Below are 22,225 nucleotides of genomic sequence, written 5' to 3'. Positions count from 1 at the left end.
GAAGCGGCGCTACCGGCCGTAGCGTTCGGCGTGCGCATCGCAGAACTCGGGCTCCCGAAGTTGCGCATCGACCAGATCGGCCTGATAATGGGCGTCGAACAGTCGGCAACCCTCGGCGTCGCAGAAAGCCTCGCCGGTATCGAGGAGGTGGAACGCTGCAAGGACGTACCCACACAGCGCCTCGGTCGTCCGTGGGTCGTCCTCGATCAGGAAGTCGCCCTCGACCTGGTTCTCGAGCACTTCCCGGGGCGGCGAATCACCAGAGAGCAGCGCGTGCCGCTGCTTTTCCTTGTAGTAGGCCTCTGGCTTGGCGGGCGCCTCGTAGAGGCCCGGTACGGAGACGATCGCCGGCTGGCCGAGCACGGCGACGCGCTTGTGCCAGCGGCCGTCGTGATCGCCCCAGGTGCCGATCGCACGATCGAGGAGTGCGACGTGGGCGTGTTCGAGTCCGGATTCCGCCGCTGGCACCGCGGCGTTGAGCGCCGACTGGACCTGGGTGCCATCGTAGAGTACGCCGCCCTCGCGTTCGGGGTCCTCGAGTGCGCGTTCCTCGTAGCGCACGATTCCGAGCATCGTGTTCCCGGTGGCGGGGTCGTGGGGATCGGCGACTCTCGCCTCGGCGAAGCGCTCGGGGAGGTCCTCGGTACGGTGCACGTCGAGGAACCGATCGCGGACCGCGACGTCGGCGTCGATGCGCGAGTCTAGCCACTCTGCGATCGGCTCGACTTCAGCGACCGTCGTCGGCGCAGCGTACAGCGACACGCGATCGACCATTACGTGGTAGTACCACCCGAAGGTTTGTGAGCGCACCGCTTCGTCGGACCGGGGTTGCCCGAGCGTCGGGTCCACATTGTTTGAGTCGGCCACGAAACCGACGGGTTCTGGAAGATTCTTACGGGACGGCGACGCAGTCCGACCAGTGCCCGGAGACCCACGACGGAACCTGACCGAGGGCAGCCTCGCGCGGCCGCTGTTCCACCTCGCGTGGCCGATCGTCACGATCCAGCTCCTCCAGGTCACCTACAACCTCGCGGACACGGTGTTCCTGGGGTGGTACGATCCGACGGCGGTCGCCGCGATCAGCCTCGGGTTCCCGATTCTCTTCCTCCTGCTCTCCGTCGCGGGCGGCTTCACGACCGCCGCGGCGATCCTCGTGGCGCAGTACACCGGCGCCGAAGGGAGCGAGGACGCTGGCCGAATCGCCGGCCAGGCGATCGCGTTCGTCGGCCTCCTCTCGATCGGGCTGGGGATCCTCGGCGTGCTGGTAACCGACCCGCTGCTCGGTGCCCTCCCGGCGGACCCGGACACCGGCGCGGAGGTGCTGCCGCTGATGAGCGACTACCTGACGATCGTCTTCCTCGGCACGCCGTTCATCTTCGGTTTCTACGTCTTCACCGCCCTGATGCGGGGCTACGGGGACACCCACACGCCGATGCGGATCATGGCGATCAGCGTCGCGATCAACGTCGTCCTCGACCCGATCGTGATCTTCGGCCTGGGGCCCGCACCGGAACTCGGCATCGAGGGCGCGGCGATGGCGTCGGTGTTCTCCCGGAGCCTCGCGACGGTCGCCGGGATGTACGTCCTCTTCCGGACGAATCGCGGCCCGGACATCGCGCTCGGGGACCTCCGACTCGAACTCCCGACCGTCCGCGAAATCGTCCGCATCGGGACGCCGACCGCGCTCGAGCAGTCGATGGTGGCAGTCGCCATGGTGCTCCTGACTGCGCTGGTCGCGCTGTTCGCACCGCCCGTCGCGGCCGCCTACGGCGTCGTCAATCGGCTCGTCTCGCTGGTCGTCCTCCCGGCGATCGGCGTCGGGCAGGCGACCGAGACCGTCGTCGGGCAGAACCTCGGCGCGGAGAAACCAGATCGAGCGGAGCGGGCAGTCTGGCTCGGGTCGGCGGTCGTCGGCGGGACGATGCTCGTCGTCGCCATCGTCGCGGCGGCGTTCCCCGAACCCATCGTCGCCGCCATCCTCGGTGCCGACTCCGAGCACACCGCCGAGTCGATCCGCCTCGGCAGTCAGTACCTCCGGATCCGCTCGATCGAGTTCGTGTTCATGGGCGTCCTGCAGGTCGTCCTCGGTGGATTCCGCGGTGCGGGCAACACCAAGCACGCCCTCGCGGTCGCACTCCTGATCCTGTGGGTCGCTCGCCTCCCCGCGACCTACGGGCTCGCGATCGTCCTCGACTGGGGATCGCTCGGCATCTGGATCGGCATGTCGGTCGGCGACGTCGTCGGTGCTCTCGTCGCAGTTCCCTGGTTCATGCGGGGCACCTGGCGGGAGTCGGTCGTCGACGCTGGTCTCACGGACTCCCCCGTGGCAATCGACCAGTGAGCCTCGCGTCGGTGTCGCCGTTTCCTCGATCGAGGTGAACCTGCTCGACTCGGCCGTCGCTGGTCAGAAGTCGTAGCTCGTCGCACGCGCCTCGACGCGGACCACGGCACCGTTCGTCTGGACGGTCCGGATTTCGAGGGGACCGACGTCTTCGCCGTGCTCCTCCATCGCGGGACCGACTTCCGCCGAGTAGGTGTTCGCGGCCTCCGCGTCTGGGAAGTGGGCGTGTCCGACGACGTCGAGTGCGTCGCCGTCCGGACTCGTGATGGCCGTCGCGAGTAACTGATAGGGCTCTCCGGAGTGCCTGCTCACGCTGCTCAGGGTTGCCGTGCCCGCATCCCTGAGCGCATCGCTCCACGCGTTGGGCCGTTCGTAGATTCGGTCGACGACGCCCTCTTTCGCGTCGATCACGTCTTCGAACGACGTACTCGAGACGATCGCGTCCTGGGAGATCGCCAACCGGATGCCGAGTACCCTGTACCCTCTGTACGCTTCGTTCTCGAAGGAGCTCTCCAGCCGCGATTGAATCGCGTCGACGTCGAAGGAGCCCGTGATGATCGTGTGGGTGGGTTGCTCCGCTTCTTCGATCTGGACGACGGTATCGAACCGGCTCTCTTCGACGCCGAGCGCCTGGGCGAAGCTCGAAACGTCGCTCCGGAACCGACTGCTGCGGGCGGCCGGAAGTTCTCGTTTGAAGCGATCCACGTCCACGGCGCTCACGCCGTACTCCCAGTTCTCCGTGCGCACCGTCGCTGGCACCCAGTCGGCGTACGCCGGGATCGACCCGCCGCTGTTTCCGCTCCCGTCACCCAGGATCCCGCTACAGCCCGCGAGCGTGGCCGCCCCGAGCCCGCCCACGCCCACGAGGAACTGTCGCCGCTGCGAATCGGTCATGGGCGAAAGTCACCGACGACTGCTCAAAATACGTTTTGGCTGATAGGATGCGAGGAGCTGTTCGACTTGTCCGCGCTGTTGCGTGCAGCGGACGCAGAACCGGATCGCAGCTGGGTACCGCTCTTCGGAGTCCGGCACGTGGATCCGCTCCCACCTTTATCGGCTCGCGGGCGCTGACGCGCCCGCTTCGCCGAAAACGTGGGCGAAAAGCCGCGCTACCCACTGTGAAGAGCAAAGAAGCGAACGCCGCCGGTTATCGCTCTTCGGAGTCCAGCACCCGGATCTGGTCGCCGCGGACGGTGACCGGAATCGGGACGGTCGCCTCGTAGAGTTCGACGGTGACCTGATCCTTGCCCTCGTCGAGGCGCTGGACCTGTGCCTTCTCGCCCTTGAACGGGCCGGCGACGAGTTCGACGATGTCGCCCTCGGCGATGCCCTCGACGTCGGGCTTCGGCGAGAGGAAGTGCTCGACCTCGGAGAACCCGCTGCCGGCTGCCTCGCCGTCGCGCTGGACGACGCCGCGTGCGTGGGGGATCTCGTCGAGGATGCGCTCGAAGACAGCGGCGCTGTCGGCCTCGACCATCACGTAGCTGGTGACCGAGTCGGGCGCGAGGACGGCGTGAATGGTCTCCTCCTCGCGGTTGACGATCATGTCCGCGACGGTCTGCTCCTGGCTGGCCGTGGTTTTGACGTGGAAGATTGGCATGGTCAGGAGGGGAGGAGGCTCATCGCCAGGAAGATCACGAAGCCGAGCATGCCGATCAGCAAGATCCCTGCCCCCGCGATCTTGGCGACCTGGGAGAACTCCTCCCAGGACGGGGTACTCGCCATCCGGAGCACCCGGACGTACGAGCTGAGGTCGGTTGGAACGCGCATGGTCTTGTCTGGGCTACTCCAGCGCGGTTTTTCTATCTGTTGATGTGGGCGGGACGCGGCAACGGCGCAATCCCGCTGCCCTGCAGGCATCCTATCGCGATCGAGTGGCTACTTCGACCGATCCGGGTCGACCAGCAGGGTGTCGATGGCGTCGGGTACGATGAGCACGTCGCTACCGGGTTCGATCGCGTCGGCGACCGTCTCCTCGGCCCGCATGAGGCAATCCTCGACGATCGCCGGCGCCTGGCTGTTCGTCACGTACACGTCGAACTCGCGGAGGACCCGCGCGAGGACGAACGCCCGCTGGGCGCCGGGTTCGTACCCGTTCGCCATCGCCTCGTAGACCGCGTCGGCGCTGGATCCGTTGGAAAGCCACTCCAGGAATCGTCGCTCGCCAGTCCCCTCGCCGGCGCCCTCGGGGAGCGCTGCGGGCACGACGATCCGTCCGCCCTCGCGGAGCGGGTTGCGATCGCCGAGCGCCACGTACGTCGCTGCCCGACTCGCCTGGTAGAGATTCGCGTCCTTCGGCGCGCCGACGCCCGCGACCACGGCGTCGTACGCCCGATCGACCGGCACGGAGAGCGCCTCCCTCGCGGAATCCGCCAGTTCCCGCACGACCGGTCGCGGCGAGCCCGCCGCGACGTCGAGGATCCCGCTCGGGCCGTGGGTCACGTTCAGGCAGAAGTCGGGCCCGGCGAGTTCCCCCGCTCGGTCCAGAAAGTCGCGGAACGGATTCCCCTCGATCCGACCGAGCCGGACGCCGTCCCGGCCGAGCAGCTCCGGCCCGTGCGTGTACCGGATCAGTGGTTCGCCGCCCGCACCGACGACGACGGTCTTCGCTCCGCCGGAGAAGCCCGCGTACTGGTGTGGCTCGACCATCCCCGTCGCGAGCACGAGGTCGGCCGAAGCCACGGCGGGGTTCACCTCGATTGGGACGCCCTGCGCTCCCAGCGCGCCTGCCGATCCTCGCTCGGCCTCGCCCGCGACGGCCGGGTCGATGTGCCCGACGGCAGTCGCTTCGTCTGGATCGTGGTTCACCACGAGGTCGGCGTACTCGCCGTAGGCCTCCGCGATCTCGTCGTCGGTGAGCGGCCGGTGCAGGCCGAGGCCCACGACGATCGTCACGTCCGATCTCTCGACGCCCGCGTTCGTCAGCCGTCCGATCAACGCGTCGAGCAGGACGTCGTCCGGCGTCGCTCGCGTCACGTCGGTCACGACGATCGCGACGTCGTCCCCCGGGAACGCGCGGTTCGCGATCGACGGGCCGAGCGGCCGATCCAGCGCTCGTTCGGCGGCCGCGGGAACGTCGACGGGCTCGCCGCCCGGCGGTTCGGCAACCGTCACGTCGCAGTCGGGCAGGTCGACGTCGATCGTTCCCTCGCCCAGCGGGAGTTCCATGCCGGTGCCTCTGCTCGGCTGCGCCAAAAGGTGTGCGACCCGTGGCGATTCCACCGACTGCTACTGGGGTCGATCAGCCCTGTGCCCACTCGACCATCCGCGCGTACACCGGATCCGACCGGAGCGCGTCGGCGTCGCCGACGAGGACGAGTTGGCGTTTCGCCCGGGTCAACGCGACGTTCACCCGGCGGTAGTCCTCGAAGATGGGGCTGTCGAGGTCGTCCGTCGCGACGAAGGAGACGACGATGACCTCCTTGCTCGAACCCTGGAACCGGTCGACCGTGTCGACGGCGATCGGACTCTCGTCTGCGACGTCGTCGCCGGGGTCGTCAGCGTCGCGGTCGGCCCGGTCGGCGAGCAGGTCCTCGAGCCGGTCGCCGATCGTCGCGACCTGGGCGCGATACGGTGCGATGACGCCGACGTCGCGCGGATCGAGGCCGGCGTCGAGGTAGGTGTCGATCAGGTCGGCGATGCGCTCGGCCTCGACGGCGTCGGTCCGCCCCGCGTCGTCGCCGCCGACGTCGAGGAAACTCACGCGGTCGCCGAGTTCGGCGGGAAGGGCGTCGGCAGCGACGCCGTCGAGGTCCGCCAGCGCGTGTGCGGCGACCTCTCCCGTCGCGGGACGGAGTGCGCCGTCGTAGAACTCCCGGGAGGAGAACGCCTGGATCGCCTGCGCCATCCGGTACTGTTCCTCCAGCGACACGCCGGCCTCGGGGGAGGTCTCGAGGAGGCGCTGGAACAGCGACCGCGAGAGATCGACCTCGAAGGGCGTGCTCGGTGCCTCCTGCGGGCCGGACTCGGCCTGGACGACGGGGGGCAGCTGCTCGTGATCGCCGACGAGGACGAACCGGTCGGCACGTTCGATGGCGGCGAGGGTGCCCGGCTCCGTCAACTGGGAGGCCTCGTCCACGACGGCGACGTCGAACGCCTGCTCGCTCATCACCGTCGAACCACAGGAGGCGGCCGTCGCGGCGACGACCGGTGCTGATTCGAGTGCGTCGACGAGTTCGTCTGGGTCGCCGCGCCGCTCGAGCCTGACGTCCTGCATGTCCTCGCGCACGCCGTTTGCGGAGCCGACTCGGATCGCGTCGTCGAAGCCCTGGTCGTGGAGGGCTTCCAGGGCGTTGTCCACCGCGCGGTTCGTGAACGCCGAGAGGAGCACCCGATCGCCTCGGTCGACGAGCGCGCGGACCAGCCGGGCGATGGTGTAGGTCTTGCCGGTCCCCGGCGGCCCGTGGATCAGGGAGAAGTCCTCCGCGGCGACGGCCCGCTGGACGGCCCCGTTCTGGGCGTCGTTGTTGGGCACGAATTGCGGCCCGTCCTCACCAAGCAGTGCGTCGTCGAACTCCGGATCGGCGCGCTCGAAGAGCACGTCCTTCCGGCGCTGGTCCCCTTTGAGGATCCCGTCCATCAGCGCGGAGAGCATCCGATCGGCCGTGATTTCGGAGGGGTACTGGTCGAGCCGGGTGAGTTCGACCGGCTCGTCTGCAGTCACGACGACCAGTTCGGGATCGAGCCGCTGGATCCGGCAGAACTCGGCGTGCCCTTCGATCGGGTCGCCGTCGCTGGCGAGCGCGAAGTCACCCTCCCGGAGCTTCGAGACGGCGGCGCTGGGCCGTCGAGCAGTGAGGCGCCAGCGCCCGCCGGGGAGCGGCTCCTTCCCCTCGAACTGGAGGTCCACGAGCGCCCGATCGTCGGCCGCTCGCTCGGCGGGAGTTTGCTCCCAGAGCTTCCGGTACTCGTCGTGGATGGCGCGACGTTCGAGTTCGATCGCGCGGTAGAACGCGTCGAAGTAATCGCGCTCGGCGTCGGGGACCTGCCGCCCGATCGCGCCGGCTTTGGACTCCTGGCCGAGGCGGCCCGCGACGACCATGCAGGTGTCCTGGACGAAGCAGCGGTCGCAGTTGGCGTCGGCCTCGTGGCCGGTGGGAACCGAGACGTCGGCCTCCATCGCGGCGAGTTCGTTGCGCGACCGGAGCGCGAAGTCGAGCAGGCCGTCGTTGAGCGCGAACTCCTTGGCCGGCGAGAGGTCCCCACCCGTCTCCGCGCGGTCCAGCGTGGCGTTCTTGGTGTAGAGGAGGATTCCGGTGTCGACCGGCACGCCGCGTTCGCGGAGCATCAGCGCGTAGAGAGCGGCCTGGATCTTGTCGTGGAATCGTGGATCCGAGCGGGTGTTCTTCCCGGTCTTGAGTTCGACTGGCATGCCCCGCCGGACGGCGTCGGCGCGTCCCTTGAGGCCCAGTCGTTCGGAGATCAGCAACTGTTCGGAGCGCCAGTCGTCGCCGTCGGTGAGGGTGCCCTGGTTCAGCCAGCCCTGGATCGCCTCGGCGTGTTTGGTCACGGTATCGGTGACGGCGTCGGGGTCGAGCCCGAGCAGGCCGAGGTTGAGCCCGGCGCCCTCGATCCGATCGTCGACGGCCGCCTCGACGTCGACGCCCCGGAGAAGGTCGCCGAACACCTCGTGGACGATGGTCCCGAGGACGAGCGGTTCGGCGAGTTCCGCGTCGTCGATCTTCGAGAGGTAGTACTGCCGGGGGCACTGGACCCACTCGCGGACGTCGGTCACGTCGACGAGGAAATCGGGCTCGACGACGACCAGGGAGTCCGGCGTCGTCGAGGCCGATTGGACGGTGTCGGTCCCCGGTTCTGCGGTGGTCCCGCCGTCGGGCGTCGGCCCGGATCCGTCGCCGCTCGCGCCCGGTCCACTCGGCACGTTTTCTCCGTCGCTGCCGGCCGATTCCGCCGCGGCGTCGGATTCGTCTGCGATCGGCTCGGGTGGCTCGCCCCAGTCGGGATCGGTCACGCCGAGTTCCATTCCGGGTTCGAGGTAGGCGGCGGTCTCCGTCCAGCGGTTCCAGAGGGTCACGGTAACGGGACCGTACTCGTCGCTGCGGAGCGTCACCTCGACGAGTTCGCTCGTCCCGCGCTGGGTGGTGACCTCCCGGACGTCGCCGATCTCGAGGACCCTGCCGCGAAGCACGGTCGAATCTCGGAGCGGCTTCGGCCTAAACGCTGTCGCACCCCGGCGGTCGACGATGGACGGTTGGCGATTGGCGGTCGACGATGGACGGTTGGCGATTGGCGGTCGACGATGGACGGTTGGCGATTGGCGGTTGGCGATGGCCAACGAGCGATTGCGGGGCAGTGAGCGGCCGGCTGTGGCCGGTCGGCGGTGGGCGGTTGGTGGTGGACGGTTGGCGATCGCTGATCGTCGACGCCCGTCGTCATCGCGCGGAGGATCAGTGCCTGTCCGAATCACTGAAGGCCTAGGCTGTGAGTGAGGAAGGTATGATCCTCTCGGACCGGGACATCCGCCGTCGGCTCAACGACGGCGACCTCTCGATCGAGCCCCTCGACGACCCCGAGATGCAGATTCAGCCGGCGAGCGTCGACATGCGCCTCGGCCGGGAGTTTCTCACCTTCGAGCAGTCGAACATCCCCTGTATCCGCCCGGATCGGGCGGCCGACGCCTCCGAGTACACGACGCGGACGACGATCCCCGATTCGAGCCAGAGCGGCGGCCAGCGGACCCTCCAGGACGTCGCCGACGACGCCGACGAGGAGACCGACACGATCGACGAGGAGTTCATCCTCCACCCCGGCGACTTCGTGCTCGCGACGACGAAGGAGCGCGTCGCCATCCCCGACGACCTCATCGCTCACGTCGAGGGACGCTCGTCGCTAGGCCGACTCGCGATCGTCGTCCACGCGACCGCGGGCATCGTCGACCCCGGCTACGAGGGTCAGATCACGCTCGAACTCTCGAATCTCGGCACTGCACCGGTCGCGCTGAAACCCGATATGCGAATCTCCCAGCTCACCTTCACGAAACTCTCCTCTGCGGCCGAGCGCCCCTACGGAGAGGAGCGCGGCTCGAAGTACCAGGGGCAGACTGGCCCGCAGGCCTCGCGGATCGGCAGCGACCGGGAGTTCGGCGGGGACCAGTAGCGCTTCGCGCGTTTCCCGGATTTTATCGACGGCAAAGGGAGCAGTCCGGGCTACCACCGACCGAGCAACTCGTTCGGTCACCGCAGGAACGACGCTCCGCCGGGATCGTCTCGGGTCAGGCTGCTGCCCGTGCCCGTTCCAGACGGTCCGTGAACGCTTCGCGGACGTTCGCGGCGAGTTCGTCGTTCGGCCGATCCACGTCGGAAGACCAGTCTTCGAAGGCCTGTGGGACGAGCATGTGCGAGATCGCCCGGTAGAGCGGGCGGTTGCGTTCCAGCCCTGTCGGAAGGTCCCCGGCCCGCTCGCGATACCCCTCGTGCAAGGCGGCCTCCAGTTCCCGCCGTTCCTCCTCGCTCACGTCCGGTTGTTCCAGGTGATGGAAGGCGGCCTCGACGAGTCCGAAGGCGGGATCGCCGACCATCGCACGCTCCCAGTCGAGCATCCCCAGTGGCTCGAAGTGGACGTTGATCCGGCTCGGATCGCAGTGCAGCAGCGTCGGCGTCCCCGCGACTGCTGGGTCGAACTCCCGGATCACCGAGACGAGGCGCTCCGGCAGGTCGTCGAAGCGATCCGGGAACCAGTCGTCGGCCCGCCACTCGACCGTTCGACAGAGGACGTCGGCCCAGTCCTCGCCCACCAGGTCGAGGCCGGTCCGGTCGCCGCCCTCGACGACGCCCGATCGATCGAACCTGGCTTCGTGGACGCCAGCGATGGCTCGGCCGACCAGCCGGAGCAGTCGCCCTCGGTCACCGTCGTCGCGCCAGGCGTCGTTGAAGATCGTTCCCGGGAGTGGTTCGGTGGCGAGGTACGGTGGCTCGCCCCCGGCGTCGGCCGCGACGATCGGTGGCGTCTCGACGCCGGAGTGGGCTGCGGCGTAGCGCGTCGCGGCGATCTCCCGTTCGAGTCGCCGACTCGTGTCGGTCGCCGTCTTGACGTAGACGGGGTCGGCGTTCTCGAAGTCGACGCGTGCTGTGTGGTTGCCGGGGCGAACCGTCTGTGGCTCGATGGTCGCGACGGTGCAACTGGGGAGCGCGCTTCCGACCGCGCGTTCGACGGGGTCCGACATGAGGCGACGTCTAGACCGAGTCTGCGACGCACTCGCCCTAAACGCTGTGATGGTGGTAAGCATCGCTGGGTTGGAACCGGTCGATACGGGATCGAACGGGCAGCGCGGTCGTCGGTTCGACAGCGAGAATGCGGGCTACCCTGGCGTCGCGCTCGCGAGCATCCCCGCCACGCCTTCGAGTTCGTCCTCGTTCACGGTGTGGCCCATGCCGGGGTAGAGCTCCACCGTCACGTCTCCACCGAGGGCTTCCAGCGACTCGGCGGTCTCGTGGACGCGCTCCGCTGGGATGTGGGGATCGACGTCGCTGCAGCCCAGGAACGCCGGCGTCCCCTCGAGGTCACGCTCTGCTGTCGCGAGCGTCGCCTCCTCGTCCCACTCGATGCCCTCGGGCCCGATGCGCCCCCCGGAGAGGGCGACCAGGCCGCCGTAGCGAGCCGGATTTCTCGCGACGAATTCGCTGGCGAGGCAGCCGCCCTGGGAGAAGCCCAGGAGGACGACCTGCTCGCGCCCGACGGCCTCGGCTGCCTCCGCGACCGTTCGCTCGACCAGCCCCAACGCACTCGAGAGGTGGGGTTCGTTGGCGTCGATCGGCGCGAGGAAGGAGTTGGGATACCAGGTGTTCCGGTGTGCCTGGGGCGCCCGGATCGCGAGGTCCGACACGTCACGTCGTGCGGCGGCTTGCTCGACGAGATCCACGACGCTCCGGGCGGTCGCGCCACGGCCGTGCATCGCGACGACGGCTGCACTGGCGTCCTCGAGGGCGGCGCCGGCAGTGACGACGGTCGCTTCGCCGTGGGGATCGCTCATACCCGGATCGACGGTCCCCGGAGTAAAATGGCGTCGGGTGGCGGCGAGGTGAGCGGGCTTCGGTCGAGGGCGGGTTACAATCGCGGGAGGATTCGATCACGGACGGGTCAGGATCGCGGGCGGGTTTCGATCGGGGAAGCCAGGATTTCCGCCCGGCGTAGCGACCTCACTCGACGGCGACGGTCCGGCGGTCCTCGATCGGCTGCAGCGGAAGCTCCGGGAAGACGACTTCGACGGCGAGTTCGAGTTCGTCGGCGTCGGCGCCAAAGAGCGCGAGTGGCACCGTCGTCGCGTCCGAGAGGTACGTCTCGTCGGCGGTCATCTCGACGCCGTTGACGGTCACTCGAACGCCGGCCTGGGCGCCATCGCCGCGATTGTGGATCGTCGCCTCCGAAAAGTCGCGGTCGCCGGCCGGAATCGAGTCGGGGAGGTCGCCCCACTCGATTTCGATCCGCGGGAGGTCGGCCGCGGCATCGACGATGCGCTCGGCGACGCCGTCGCCGACCCCCGCCGCGGCCACCGTCGCCGGCGTCGCTGCGGCGATTTCTGCCGGCGATTCGAAGCCGGCTTGGGCCAGGGACCGGGCGCGCCCTTCGCCGACGCCCTCGATCGCGGTGAGCGCGGCGGCGTCGGGGCCGACGCCGTGCTCGATTCTGGCTTCGAGCCGTCGACACTCGTTGGCTGCGGCTGGGCCGGCGAACTCCCCCAGCACGGCGCCGAGCGCGGCGAGCATCCGGAGTGCGTTCTGGCGGATGATCCAGGCGTCCGACCGGAGCGAGTTGGGCGTCGTTCCAGCCACGGCGGCCTGGAGGATCGCGAGCACCTTCCGCTGGCCGTCGGGCAGGTCCGTCGCTCGCTCGCCGAGGACTGCGTCGACGGCGTCGGCCTCGTCGCTCCGGGCGGCCACGTCGTCGAACTCGACGGCGGTCGCGACCGCGCGGAGGATCCCTGCATCGTCGATCTGCTCGCGGGTCGCGAGGTCGTGGAAGCCCCGGGCGGTGTCGAGTCTGAGGTAGAACCTGGAGGCGAGGCGGCCCAGTGCGGTGGGTGCGACGCCGTCGGTCCCGCCCGGCCCGTCGAGATCCAGGAAGCCGTCGCCGGCGAGGGACGCGAGGGTGTCGTCGACGCGGGCCTCGAGTTGCTCGTCGTCGTCGCCCGCCGCGCGCACCGCGTAGAACGTCGTCTGGAGCCAGGCGATCGCGTCGTCGCGGGACTCGATCGTGCCCACGCAACACTCCGCGAGACAGTGCTCGGGCAGGTCGTCCGCGAGATTCGAGTCGATCTCGGTCCCCTCGCGAAGGAGTCGGCGGTAGCGATCGGCGTCGGCGCGGTCGGTGATCACCCAGCCGTAGCCCACGTCGTCGTAGCCCGGCCTGCCTGCGCGGCCGAGCATCTGGAGCACGTCGAGGGGACTCATCTCGACCTCGCCCTCCAGCGGATCGTGGTACTTCGTGTCGCGGATGATCACGCAGCGCGCGGGGAGGTTGACGCCCCAGGCGAGCGTCGAGGTCGAGAAGAGCAGTTCGATCTTCCCCTGCTTGAACCACTCCTCGATCAGGTCGCGATCGTTCTTCGAGAGGCCGGCGTGGTGGAAGGCGACGCCGTCGAGGACGCCCTGTCTGAGTTCGTCGTTCTCCAGGCGCTCGGTCTCGGTGTGGAAGTCGTAGTCGCCGCGGGCGCCGATCCGGATGTCCCGTTCGGCGAGTTCGTCCCTCGTCTTCGCCGCGGCGCGCTGAGTGTCCTGTCGCGATGCGACGAAGACGAGCGCCTGGCCGTCCTCCTCGAGGTGGGGCTGGGCGAGGTCGAGCGCGCGGTAGAGCCGGCGGTACTTGTCGGCGAAGGAGTTCTCGCCGTGGCTGTAGGTCTTGACGTCGGCGTTGAGTTCGACTGGGCGGTGATCGTCGTCGAAGTCGAACGTGGTCGCGTCGGGCGCGTCGAGCCATGCGGCGACCTCCTCCACGTTGGGCATCGTCGCCGAGAGCGCGACGATCCGGGGGTCACAGAGCCGGCGGAGCCGTGAGATCGTGACCTCCAGCGCGGAGCCCCGGCGCTCGGAATCGAGCAGGTGGACCTCGTCGACGACGACGGTGTCGACGTCGGTCACGAAGTCGTAGCGGTGGGTGTCGTGCTTCCGCGTCGCCGAGTCGAGCTTCTCCGGCGTCATCACGAGGATGTCCGCCCTGCGTGCGCGCCGGGGATTCAGGTCCCGCTCGCCCGTGACGACGTACACCGAGTAGCCGAGTTCCTCGAAGCGGTCCCACTCCGCTTCCTTCTCGTTCGTCAGCGCGCGCATCGGCGCGACGAACAGGGCGGTCCCGCTGCGATCGAGGGTCTTGCAGATCGCCAGTTCGGCGATCGCAGTCTTGCCGCTCGCCGTCGGCGCGCTCGCGACCACGTTCTCGTCGGACTCGAGAATCCCCGGGATCGCGGCGCGCTGCATCGCGTTGAACTCGTCGAAGGCGAACGCGTCGGCAAAGGACGGCAGCACTTCGGCGACTTCCATCTACCCCTTTCGGGGACGGGGTCGCTCATAGGCGTTTCCGTCCCTGCACCGTGCGGAGTGAATGTGGAAGTTGAATTCGAGAGTTTTTGTTCCTGTAGCAGCCGCAGCAGCCCCTCACGGAAGCCCCCTCCCGCTCGACCGGCCGCGACTCGCCGAGAGACGTTCCGGGTCACTCGCATCGCTCGTTCCCGGGCTGCGACTCTCGAGCCACTCGCTCGACTTCGTCTCGCGAGGACGCTGCGCGCTTCGTTCGCTCGCTACGCTCGCTCACTGCAGTGCTTACTTCGCCGGGGCCGGATCGACCGGTCGGCCCCTTCCGAAGCCCCGCCCGGTTGGTTCCCGAGATCCGCGAAACCCCGGTGGTCCACGTCGGCGCGCGCTGGCGTGGCGGCGAGCCCCGAAGCGGGCGAGCCGCCGTCGCCAGCCAGCGTGCGAGGGATGAGCAGCGAAGTGGTGAGCGGAGCGAACCCGAGCAGCGCAATCGGTTGGGGAGGACGTGGCTACCGGGTGGGGCTATCGGAAGTCGCAGCAGCTGCTAAGTATCTATCAAAGGCGGAAGCAAAAATATTCAGCCGAGAATTCAGGCGTAGCGCTCGAGGTCGGGGCGGTCGAGCTCCTCCATGACCGCGTCGGCAGTCTCGTCCAGCAGCGCGCTGCCCTCGTCGGAGACGATCCGACCCTCGGAGCCGGCCTGCTCGACGAGGCCCTCCTCCTCGAGGTCCTGCAGGATCGTCCGGATGACGTTCTTGGAGCCGTCCTCGCGGCTCGGCGGCGAGACGACGTAGCGGTTGGAGCCGCGCTTGGTGCCGCCGTAGGCCGTGGAGAGGCGCTCGACGCCGACCGGGCCGTCGGTGGCGACCTTGCGCAGGACGCTGGCGGCGCGGTGGCTCCAGAACTCCTCCTGTTCCGGCGGCAGTTCGTTGTCGGCGCCCGTCTTGGCGAACTGGGCCCACTCCGGTGCCTCGAGTCGGTCCGCGAGTTCCTCGGCGACCGCCTCGTTGAGGTCCTCGGCGGGGACGTCGTAGAGCGTCGTCATGGCGTCTGCTTCCCCGGCGCGGCATTAAAGGGCATCGGATTCGGGGTGGGGAGCAGTCCGCGTGAGATACCACTCACGTCGACCGCGGCTTAAAAACTCCCTCACAGACTGGGGACACCGTTTTGGACGTTCCAGCCGTCGATTCGCGTATCGAGCCATGTCCCAGGACTCTGCCTACTCCCGGTCGAGCACCCTCGGGCACGTCCGTGACGTCTACGCCGACCAGGCGTCGACGTTCGCCCGGTTCGCGTTCCTGAACCGTCTCCTCAGCGGCCGGTATCGCCGGCGGGCGTTCGAATCCGCCGAGGGTGCAGTCCTCGACGTCGCCTGCGGTCTCGGGACGAATCGCGGCTTCGTCCCGAACGCTACGGAGTACACCGGCATCGACGTCAGCCCCGAGATGATCGAGCAGGCCGCGAAGCGCCACGACGACCTCGAACGCGGCGAGGACCTGTACGAGATGGACGCCCAGGACCTCGATTTCCCCGACGACAGCTTCGACACGGTGATCTCCTCGCTCTCGACGTGCACCTTCCCCGACCCCCACGCCGCGCTCTCGGAGATGCACCGCGTCTGTCGGCCCGACGGCCAGGTGCTTCTGCTCGAACACGGCCGGAGCAGCGTCTGGCCGATCGCGAAGTTCCAGGACTGGCGTGCCGAGGCGCACTTCGAGAAGCACGCCTGCCGCTGGACGCAGGAGCCACTGGAAATCGTGGAGGACTCGCCGCTGACGGTGGAATCGCACTGGACGGCGCTCTTCGGGATTCTGACCGGGGTCGAGGCGCGGACCGGGTGACGACGATGGATCGACACGATCCCGCTCCTACCCGGGCCGAACCGTCCGTCTCGGCGGTTCTCGGATCAATCACTCTCGGGCGGGCTCCAGCGCCGAATCGCAGTACGTGCAGTTCGCCCGATTCGACGGGTTTGGCGATCCACAGTCCGGACAGTTGATGGAACGGTCCGTCGCTTGACTCTCGTCGGCGTCCGCCCCGTTCGCTGCGACCTGGTGGTCGTAGAGCACGCCGCAGCCGTCGCAGCGGGCGACGTTTCGACCGCCCCACGTGCTCCCAACCAGCTTGCTGACGTCGCTCTCCTTCGATACGCGGACGTTGATCGTCGAGGTCTCCGTGCTATCACAGACCGGACAGGCCATTGCTATCGGGTGTATCCCACGGAGAGTGGCTTCAGTGTACCGTCGCATTGGACGGGGATCGGACGGAGCCCGCGACCGCACCCTTTTACCAGCCGCCGTCCCCACCACGAACCGAGACACATGGACGAGCGCGCAGCCCTCCGGATGCTCGATACGGCGCTGCCCAGCGCCGGCGACGACGCGGCGGTCGTGGACGGGCAGGTCGTGACGACCGACATGCTCCACGACGCGACGGACTTTCCGGACGGCACCACGCGCTACACCGCCGGCTGGCGATCCGTCGGGGCTTCGCTCTCCGACGTCGCGGCGATGGGCGCGGAGGCCACCTCAGCCGTCGCGGTCTACGCCGCCCCAGAGTTCGACGAGTCCGAACTGCTGGACTTCGTGGCGGGCGCGAGCGACGTCTGCGAGTCCGTCGACGCCGCCTACGTCGGCGGCGACCTCGACCAGCACGTCGAGTTCACCGTCGCGACCACTGCGCTCGGCGAGACCGAGGATCCGGTCCTCCGGAGCGGTGCGGAACCGGGCGACGCCGTCTGCGTCACCGGTGCTCTCGGGCGCTCTGGTGCGGGCTTCCGGTACTTCCAGCGCTGGCAGGACGACGGCGACGAGGCGGCGCTCGAGCGAGCGAACGACCTGTTCCAGTTCCCGCCACGCGTCGCCGCCGGTGGGGCGCTCGCCGAGTACGCCTCCTCGATGATGGATTCCAGCGACGGCCTCGCCCGGTCGCTCCACCAGATCGCAGAAGCGAGCGACTGCGGCGTGGCGATCGATTCCGACCGACTCCCGGTCCACGACGGTATCGAAGCCGTCGCGATGGACGCCGAGGACCGCCTGGAACTGACCACCTTCTTCGGCGAGGACTTCGAACTCGTCCTGACCGTTCCGGCGGCGGATCTGGACGCGGCGCAGGCTGCCTGTCCGATCCCGCTCACGAAGGTCGGCGACGTCACGGAGCCGGGACCCGCCGACGCGACGGAGCAACCGGCGCTGACGATGGACGGTGCGGCGCTTCCGGACCGTGGCTACACCCACGGTGGGGACTGAGCGCTCGACGAGCGACTGCCGCGTCGGGGTCGTCGGCGGCTGCTTCCTCAACTCACGATCGCGATCGGCACCGGCGCGAAACAGGTCATCCCGACGACGAACGTCGCGATACCGACGACCGTCCGTTTCCAGCCGATGTCGGTGCTGTCGTCCGTCGGCGTCGCTGGGCCGACGAACGCCAGTGCGAGTGCGATCGTGCCCCAGACGATCCAGAGCGTGACGTTCCGCGGCGCGAGGTCGCGCACGAGCAGGAGGTACCCCGCCAGCGCGTAGAGCACCCCCGGCACCACCGCTGCGATCGTCGCCTGGTACTCGGGTGCGATCGCGCGGACGACGTGGCCCCCGTCGAGTTGGCCGACGGGAATGAGGTTCAGGAACGTGACGAACATCCCGACCCAGCCGGCGACGACGACCGGGTGGACCGTGGTCAGCGGATCGTCGTAGTACAGTGGCTGCCCGGTGAGCCAGGAGAGGAAGTGCAACAGCGGCGGGAACCCGATCGCGATCTCCTGGGCGTTCTCGGAGGTCGCGAGTTCCGCGGGCGCGGTGACCGGATCGAGGTAGAGCCCGACGACTGTCACCGCGACCGTGGCGATCAGGCCAGCGATCGGCCCAGCGACGCCGATGTCGAACAGGGCCTTCCGATCGGGCATGGACCCTTTCATCCGGATCACCGCACCCATCGTGCCGATGAGCGTCGGGACGGGGATGAAGTAGGGCAGGGTCGCGTCGACGTCGTGGCGGCGCGTCATCACGTAGTGGCCCATCTCGTGCACCCCGAGGACGGTCATGATCCCGACGGAGAAGGGCCATCCCTTCCAGATCTGGGTGGGCTCCTGGATCGGATTGACGAAGAACCACATCGACCCCGCGATCAGCGTCGACCCGATCGTGAGCACGAACAACAGCAGGTGCGTCCAGGGGACGCCGTCGACGCCCGAGGCAGCCGGTCGCGCGACGACGACGTCCTCGCCAGCCCGTTCGACGTGGGAGATGGCGTACCCGGCGTTCCGGAAGGCCGGCGTGATCGCTGCTTCGAGATCGTCGCCGACGAGCGCGTGGCCGAAGTAGTAGACGCGGTCGCCCTCGGTCCGCACCTCCGTCACGTGGAAGGCGTGATCGATCGCAGACGGTGGTGGCGGTCGATTGGCGTCGGTCCCCGGACCACCAGGCTGCTCGGCGTCGAGGGAGCCGGGCCCGAGGTCCGCCGTACCGCCGTTGGCCGACGCCGCTCCCCATCGCGACTGACGCTCCGACCGATCCCGACGGTCCGAGGGCTCTCGATCGCGTTCGGTGCCGTCCCGGCCGTCGCGGTCACGCGGACCGACTCCCCGACCGGGGTCCTCGGAGGGCATCGGTGCCTCGTAGCGGCTCCCGCCTGATAAACCCTGTACGCCTTCCGGAATCCGGGCGAGGGCGATTCCCGGGTGCGCTCGGGAGGGGTGATCAGCCCTCGAGCGTGAACGTCTCGTCGCCGTCGAGGACGTGGACCTCGGCGTCGCTGCCGGTGCCCCGGACCTCGTTGACGAAGTCCTGCACCTCGATCTCGATCGGCGGGAAGGTGTCGTAGTGCATCGGGAACGCGTGATCGACGTCGAGCCAGTCGATCGCGATGGCGGCCTGCTGTGGCCCCATCGTGAAGTGATCGCCGCAGGGGACTGCCGCGGCGTCGGGCTGGAGGTAGGGGCCGAAGACGTCGCGCATCTCGGTCATGAGCGCGGTGTCGCCGGCGTGGTAGAACGTCTCGCTCTCCTCGTCCGCGAGCTGGGTCGGCTTGGTGTCGCTGATCACGTATCCGGCGGGAATCCCGGCGTCCATGCCGTAGCCAGTCTCGATGCCGTTGGTGTGCATCGCCTGAACCATCGTCACGAACGCGTCGCCGGCCTCGACCGTCCCGCCGATGTTCATCCCGATCGTCTCCTGGGTCTCGTGCTCGTCGTCGAGATACCCGGTGATCTCGGGGGTGCCACAGACGACGGCCGAGTCAGCGAACTCGGCGGCGTGAGCGATGTGGTCGGCGTGGCCGTGCGTGAGCAGGAGGTAGTCCGGCGCGTCGAGGTCGTCCGGCGACAGGTCTGTGTGGGGGTTGTCGAAGAACGGGTCGATCAGGATCGACGTGTCGCCGACGGTGACGTGCCAGGTCGAGTGACCGTGCCAGGTGAGCTCCATAGCCACGAGGAAATTCGGCAGAGAGGCCCTTAACCGTGTGTGGTCGTGGCAGGGGGATCGAGTGGGGGACCGTTGCCAGCGACCGACAGCGCCCGCCGCGTCTCTCGACAGTCAGGACAGCTCGGCGCGGATCAGGATCGTCTCGTTCGCCGTTCCGCGCGCCCAGACGACGTCCACGACGCTGCCGGCGTCGGGCGCTTCGCTCGTCTCGAACCGGTCCTCCGACGAGACGGGTCCCTGCCAATCCTCGCGCACCCGCTCGCCATCGACGGTGTAGGCGACGGTGATGCCCTCGACGTCGGGACCGCCCCCGTGGACGACCGCGACCCGGCCGTCGTCGAGCATGGAGAGCTCCCACGCGACTCTCGGTGGTGCGTCCCTGCCGAGTTCCCGGGGATCCACCGGCGTCGGCAAACCGTCGTACGCGGGGACAGGGACGCCGCGACGGAGCAGCTCCGGCGCGTCGGCCAGCGTGGCGGTCGAGACCGACCCCTCGATTCGAACGGAGCGACCGCTGGCGCTGACGGTCCACTCGACGTCAGTGAGGTATCCGGCAGCGACGGCTTCGTCGACCGCAGCGCGGACCGAGTCGACGGACGCGACCCGTCCGCGGCGGTATCGCAGTACTCGCGTGATGGCGGTCGTCTCGTCGCCGACGTTCGCGGACAGGCCCGCGGCCAGCAACGAGGACGCAGTGCCGTCGTAGGCCTCGCTTCCCGTATCGGGACGCTCGGCGACGAGGTCGAAGGCGGTCGCGATCGTTGCACTGCCACTGGGGAGTTCGTCGACCGTCGCCGCGAGGGTGGGCGTGGTCTCAGCAGCGGCGGCCGCGTCGCTCTGTAGCCCCTCGATCGCAGCAGCGGTCACGTCGGCTGCGGAGAGCGAGGTCGCCCGCCGATTCCCGAACGTCATGGCGTCTTCGTCGACGGCGAACCCCTCGACGGTCGCTCCACCGTTGCCGAAGCGCCGATAGCCCCGCGACCGACCGAGGTTCTCGAGTTGCTCGCGCGTGGCGAGCCAGTCGACGGCGCCGTCGACGTCGATCGACCCCTCGGCAACGAGATCCGTTCCGTCCGACGCAACCACGCCCAGGTCGCTCCCCGGGTGGCCGACCTGCCGCACGGTCTGGCCGGAGAGCCGATCGACGTCCTCCACCGCCGTGCCCCGTAGCTGATCGACCACGGTCACGAACTGCCCGGCGAGGCTGGGCATTGCGTCCGTCCCGCCGAGGGTTCGCTGGATCGCTGCCGGGTCGTACCCGTACGCGCAGTGGAAGTTCGGGGCGACCCCCGGTAGCGGATTCGGGAGCGGCGTCAGGAAGGTACTGGACGCAGAGCTACTGGAAGAGCCGACAGTGAAGAAACACCCCGCCGAACTCGCGAGCGTCGCCGTCGTGAGGGCTCCGCCGGCGCGGCGCAGGACCGATCTACGATCGAGCACGCTCGGGAGTCGCGCTCCCCAGGGTAAAACCTCCACCGGCCGGCGGACCGCCGGGCGTACAGGGTGAACGTGGACACGACCCCCACAAATCGGATTTCCACAATCTTGGAACGATGGGACAATACTAATGTGGGGGCTGCGTAGATCCACCTGTGACAATGCCAAGTACCGATATCGATCCGGCGAAAACTGTCGACTCGCGAGGCGCTAGCTGCCCGGGACCGCTCATGGACCTCATCGGGGCGATCCGTGGTCTCGACTCCGGCGCCGTCGTGCGGCTCCTGAGCGACAACGAGCAGTCGCTGACCGACGTGCCCGAGTGGGCCGAGGAGTCGGGCAACGAGGTGCTCGAGGTCGAGGAGACCGAGGACCACTACGCGATCTACGTCCAGAAGGCATGACCGAGCACGTCGTCATCGTCGGCGCGGGGACCGGTGGGACCGTCCTCGCCAACGACCTCGCGGACCGACTGGAACGGGAGATCGACGCGGGTGACATCGAGGTCACCCTCTACAACGACGATCCAGACCACGTCTACAAACCGGTCTGGCTGTACGTTCCCTTCGGACTCCGGGAACCCGAGGACGGCCGCCGGCCCCTCTCGGACCTCGTCGACGACCGGGTCGACCTCCGGATCGATCGGATCACCGATATCGACACCGACGCAAAGGAACTGCGGACCCGCGACGCCGCCGGCACTGTGTCGTACGACCACCTCGTGCTGGCGACCGGTTCCACGCTCGCGCCCGAGGTCGTCCCCGGCCTCGCGGAGGCGGGCCACAACTTCTACAGCCAGGACGGGGCCGAGGCGCTCCGCGAGGACCTCCTCTCCTTCGAGGAGGGGCGGGTCGTCCTCAGCGTCGTCGGAACGCCCCACATGTGCCCCGCGGCGCCCCTGGAGTTCGCGTTCATGGTCGACGACTGGTTCCGCGAGCGCGGGATGCGCGACGACGTCGAGGTCGTCTACACCTACCCGATCCAGCGCGTTCACGGTAACCCCCACATCGCGGAGTGGGCGGAGCCGCTCATGCACGAACGCGACATCGAGGTGCAGACGTTCGTCAACGCCGAGTCCGTCGATCCCGACGCGGAGACGATCGAGACGATGGAGGGCGACTCCATCGACTACGACCTCCTCGTCACGATTCCGCCCCACGAGGGCGTTGACCTGATCACCGAGGCCGGCCTCGGTGACGAGGGGTGGGTCGACGTCGATAGCAATACGCTCGAGGCGACCGAGGCCGAGGACGTCTACGCGCTCGGCGACACCGCAGACACCGGCGTCCCGAAGGCCGGCAGCGTCGCGCACTACCAGGCCGGCGTCGTCGCCCAGCGGATCGCCAGCGAGGTGCGCGGGCGACCGGCGACGGCGACCTACGACGGCAAGACGCTGTGCTTCATCGAGACCGGGATGGACGAGGCCAGCTTCGTCGAGTTCGACTACGAGAACCCGCCGTCGCCCGCGCCGCCGTCCCAGGCGCTGCACTGGTCGAAGCTGTCGTACAACGAGTCCTACTGGCTCACCGCACGGGGGCTGCTCTAAG

20 protein-coding genes are annotated in these 22,225 nt (G+C 68.7%); 6 read left to right on the top strand and 14 right to left on the bottom strand.

Annotated features, from left to right (window positions below; genetic code table 11):
• Positions 1-9: 9 nt before the first annotated feature.
• On the bottom strand, positions 10-774 hold the full coding sequence (locus tag L593_RS03145) for a DUF7001 family protein (RefSeq protein ID WP_020445476.1): 765 nt from the start codon (positions 772-774) through the stop codon (positions 10-12).
• 145 nt (positions 775-919) lie between these two features.
• Between L593_RS03145 and L593_RS03140 the strand changes: the two genes are divergently transcribed.
• Positions 920-2,341, top strand: coding sequence for an MATE family efflux transporter (locus L593_RS03140; RefSeq protein WP_020445475.1), 1,422 nt, complete (start codon positions 920-922; stop codon positions 2,339-2,341).
• A gap of 63 nt (positions 2,342-2,404) precedes the next feature.
• Here the strand turns inward: L593_RS03140 and L593_RS03135 are convergent, their stop codons facing one another.
• From L593_RS03135 to L593_RS03115, 5 genes are all read right to left on the bottom strand, one after another.
• Entirely contained in the window at positions 2,405-3,235 is an 831-nt protein-coding gene (locus tag L593_RS03135) for a hypothetical protein (RefSeq protein ID WP_020445474.1), read from the bottom strand.
• Between the two features lie 253 nt (positions 3,236-3,488).
• Positions 3,489-3,941: a transcription elongation factor Spt5 gene (locus L593_RS03130; RefSeq protein WP_020445473.1), complete on the bottom strand. Its 453-nt coding sequence runs from the start codon at positions 3,939-3,941 to the stop codon at positions 3,489-3,491.
• 2 nt (positions 3,942-3,943) lie between these two features.
• The gene (locus L593_RS03125) at positions 3,944-4,111 is read right to left on the bottom strand and encodes a protein translocase SEC61 complex subunit gamma (RefSeq protein WP_020445472.1); all 168 of its coding nucleotides are present in this window, start codon (positions 4,109-4,111) and stop codon (positions 3,944-3,946) included.
• Between the two features lie 108 nt (positions 4,112-4,219).
• Positions 4,220-5,509 (bottom strand): lactate racemase domain-containing protein, encoded by a 1,290-nt coding sequence (locus L593_RS03120; protein WP_020445471.1) that lies wholly within the window; start codon positions 5,507-5,509, stop codon positions 4,220-4,222.
• A gap of 73 nt (positions 5,510-5,582) precedes the next feature.
• Entirely contained in the window at positions 5,583-8,489 is a 2,907-nt protein-coding gene (locus L593_RS03115) for an AAA domain-containing protein (protein WP_020445470.1), read from the bottom strand.
• A gap of 308 nt (positions 8,490-8,797) precedes the next feature.
• Here L593_RS03115 and dcd point away from each other — a divergent pair, with 308 nt between their 5' ends.
• The gene (gene dcd, locus L593_RS03110) at positions 8,798-9,457 is read left to right on the top strand and encodes a dCTP deaminase (protein ID WP_020445469.1); all 660 of its coding nucleotides are present in this window, start codon (positions 8,798-8,800) and stop codon (positions 9,455-9,457) included.
• 115 nt (positions 9,458-9,572) lie between these two features.
• On the opposite strand, the gene L593_RS03105 is transcribed toward dcd, so the two are convergent.
• From L593_RS03105 to L593_RS03090, 4 genes are all read right to left on the bottom strand, one after another.
• Positions 9,573-10,523: a phosphotransferase family protein gene (locus L593_RS03105; protein ID WP_020445468.1), complete on the bottom strand. Its 951-nt coding sequence runs from the start codon at positions 10,521-10,523 to the stop codon at positions 9,573-9,575.
• A 135-nt stretch (positions 10,524-10,658) separates the two neighbouring features.
• Complete coding sequence (locus L593_RS03100) at positions 10,659-11,330, bottom strand: alpha/beta hydrolase (protein WP_020445467.1); 672 nt, start codon at positions 11,328-11,330, stop codon at positions 10,659-10,661.
• Positions 11,331-11,496: 166 nt separating this feature from the next.
• Complete coding sequence (locus tag L593_RS03095) at positions 11,497-13,833, bottom strand: DEAD/DEAH box helicase (RefSeq protein ID WP_020445466.1); 2,337 nt, start codon at positions 13,831-13,833, stop codon at positions 11,497-11,499.
• Between the two features lie 580 nt (positions 13,834-14,413).
• Complete coding sequence (locus L593_RS03090; protein WP_020445465.1) at positions 14,414-14,869, bottom strand: 30S ribosomal protein S19e; 456 nt, start codon at positions 14,867-14,869, stop codon at positions 14,414-14,416.
• Positions 14,870-15,026: 157 nt separating this feature from the next.
• Here L593_RS03090 and L593_RS03085 point away from each other — a divergent pair, with 157 nt between their 5' ends.
• A complete protein-coding gene (locus tag L593_RS03085) occupies positions 15,027-15,665 on the top strand; it encodes a class I SAM-dependent methyltransferase (RefSeq protein ID WP_020445464.1) in 639 nt (212 codons plus the stop codon).
• A gap of 69 nt (positions 15,666-15,734) precedes the next feature.
• On the opposite strand, the gene L593_RS03080 is transcribed toward L593_RS03085, so the two are convergent.
• Complete coding sequence (locus L593_RS03080; RefSeq protein WP_020445463.1) at positions 15,735-16,025, bottom strand: hypothetical protein; 291 nt, start codon at positions 16,023-16,025, stop codon at positions 15,735-15,737.
• 120 nt (positions 16,026-16,145) lie between these two features.
• Here L593_RS03080 and thiL point away from each other — a divergent pair, with 120 nt between their 5' ends.
• On the top strand, positions 16,146-17,072 hold the full coding sequence (thiL, locus tag L593_RS03075; protein ID WP_020445462.1) for a thiamine-phosphate kinase: 927 nt from the start codon (positions 16,146-16,148) through the stop codon (positions 17,070-17,072).
• 47 nt (positions 17,073-17,119) lie between these two features.
• Here the strand turns inward: thiL and L593_RS03070 are convergent, their stop codons facing one another.
• The 3 genes from L593_RS03070 to L593_RS15860 form a co-directional block, all read right to left on the bottom strand.
• The gene (locus L593_RS03070; RefSeq protein ID WP_020445461.1) at positions 17,120-18,427 is read right to left on the bottom strand and encodes a site-2 protease family protein; all 1,308 of its coding nucleotides are present in this window, start codon (positions 18,425-18,427) and stop codon (positions 17,120-17,122) included.
• A 91-nt stretch (positions 18,428-18,518) separates the two neighbouring features.
• The gene (locus tag L593_RS03065; RefSeq protein ID WP_020445460.1) at positions 18,519-19,241 is read right to left on the bottom strand and encodes a metal-dependent hydrolase; all 723 of its coding nucleotides are present in this window, start codon (positions 19,239-19,241) and stop codon (positions 18,519-18,521) included.
• Between the two features lie 111 nt (positions 19,242-19,352).
• The gene (locus tag L593_RS15860; protein WP_020445459.1) at positions 19,353-20,681 is read right to left on the bottom strand and encodes a hypothetical protein; all 1,329 of its coding nucleotides are present in this window, start codon (positions 20,679-20,681) and stop codon (positions 19,353-19,355) included.
• 158 nt (positions 20,682-20,839) lie between these two features.
• Between L593_RS15860 and L593_RS03055 the strand changes: the two genes are divergently transcribed.
• Both L593_RS03055 and L593_RS03050 read left to right on the top strand, forming a co-directional pair.
• Positions 20,840-21,082, top strand: a complete 243-nt coding sequence (locus L593_RS03055) for a sulfurtransferase TusA family protein (RefSeq protein ID WP_049893814.1) — start codon at positions 20,840-20,842, stop codon at positions 21,080-21,082.
• Positions 21,079-22,224, top strand: coding sequence for an NAD(P)/FAD-dependent oxidoreductase (locus L593_RS03050; protein ID WP_020445457.1), 1,146 nt, complete (start codon positions 21,079-21,081; stop codon positions 22,222-22,224). Before L593_RS03055 ends, L593_RS03050 begins: the two co-directional genes overlap by 4 nt.
• Position 22,225 lies beyond the last annotated feature (1 nt).

This window comes from Salinarchaeum sp. Harcht-Bsk1 (genome assembly GCF_000403645.1).
Lineage (GTDB): Archaea > Halobacteriota > Halobacteria > Halobacteriales > Salinarchaeaceae > Salinarchaeum.
Note: the sequence above shows the minus strand (reverse complement) of the source record. Positions and strands in the feature narration are given on the sequence as shown.

Bases quoted from the DNA above. Each gene is read 5' to 3' on its own strand.
- L593_RS03065 (WP_020445460.1), bottom strand. From the start codon at position 19,241: ATGGAGCTCACCTGGCACGGTCACTCGACCTGGCACGTCACCGTCGGC.
- L593_RS03125 (WP_020445472.1), bottom strand. From the start codon at position 4,111: ATGCGCGTTCCAACCGACCTCAGCTCGTACGTCCGGGTGCTCCGGATG.
- L593_RS03100 (WP_020445467.1), bottom strand. From the start codon at position 11,330: ATGAGCGATCCCCACGGCGAAGCGACCGTCGTCACTGCCGGCGCCGCC.
- L593_RS03120 (WP_020445471.1), bottom strand. From the start codon at position 5,509: ATGGAACTCCCGCTGGGCGAGGGAACGATCGACGTCGACCTGCCCGAC.
- L593_RS03090 (WP_020445465.1), bottom strand. From the start codon at position 14,869: ATGACGACGCTCTACGACGTCCCCGCCGAGGACCTCAACGAGGCGGTC.
- L593_RS03050 (WP_020445457.1), top strand. From the start codon at position 21,079: ATGACCGAGCACGTCGTCATCGTCGGCGCGGGGACCGGTGGGACCGTC.
- dcd (WP_020445469.1), top strand. From the start codon at position 8,798: ATGATCCTCTCGGACCGGGACATCCGCCGTCGGCTCAACGACGGCGAC.
- L593_RS03080 (WP_020445463.1), bottom strand. From the start codon at position 16,025: ATGGCCTGTCCGGTCTGTGATAGCACGGAGACCTCGACGATCAACGTC.
- L593_RS03105 (WP_020445468.1), bottom strand. From the start codon at position 10,523: ATGTCGGACCCCGTCGAACGCGCGGTCGGAAGCGCGCTCCCCAGTTGC.
- L593_RS03085 (WP_020445464.1), top strand. From the start codon at position 15,027: ATGTCCCAGGACTCTGCCTACTCCCGGTCGAGCACCCTCGGGCACGTC.
- L593_RS03070 (WP_020445461.1), bottom strand. From the start codon at position 18,427: ATGCCCTCCGAGGACCCCGGTCGGGGAGTCGGTCCGCGTGACCGCGAC.
- L593_RS03145 (WP_020445476.1), bottom strand. From the start codon at position 774: ATGGTCGATCGCGTGTCGCTGTACGCTGCGCCGACGACGGTCGCTGAA.
- L593_RS03135 (WP_020445474.1), bottom strand. From the start codon at position 3,235: ATGACCGATTCGCAGCGGCGACAGTTCCTCGTGGGCGTGGGCGGGCTC.
- L593_RS03055 (WP_049893814.1), top strand. From the start codon at position 20,840: ATGCCAAGTACCGATATCGATCCGGCGAAAACTGTCGACTCGCGAGGC.
- L593_RS03095 (WP_020445466.1), bottom strand. From the start codon at position 13,833: ATGGAAGTCGCCGAAGTGCTGCCGTCCTTTGCCGACGCGTTCGCCTTC.
- L593_RS03130 (WP_020445473.1), bottom strand. From the start codon at position 3,941: ATGCCAATCTTCCACGTCAAAACCACGGCCAGCCAGGAGCAGACCGTC.
- thiL (WP_020445462.1), top strand. From the start codon at position 16,146: ATGGACGAGCGCGCAGCCCTCCGGATGCTCGATACGGCGCTGCCCAGC.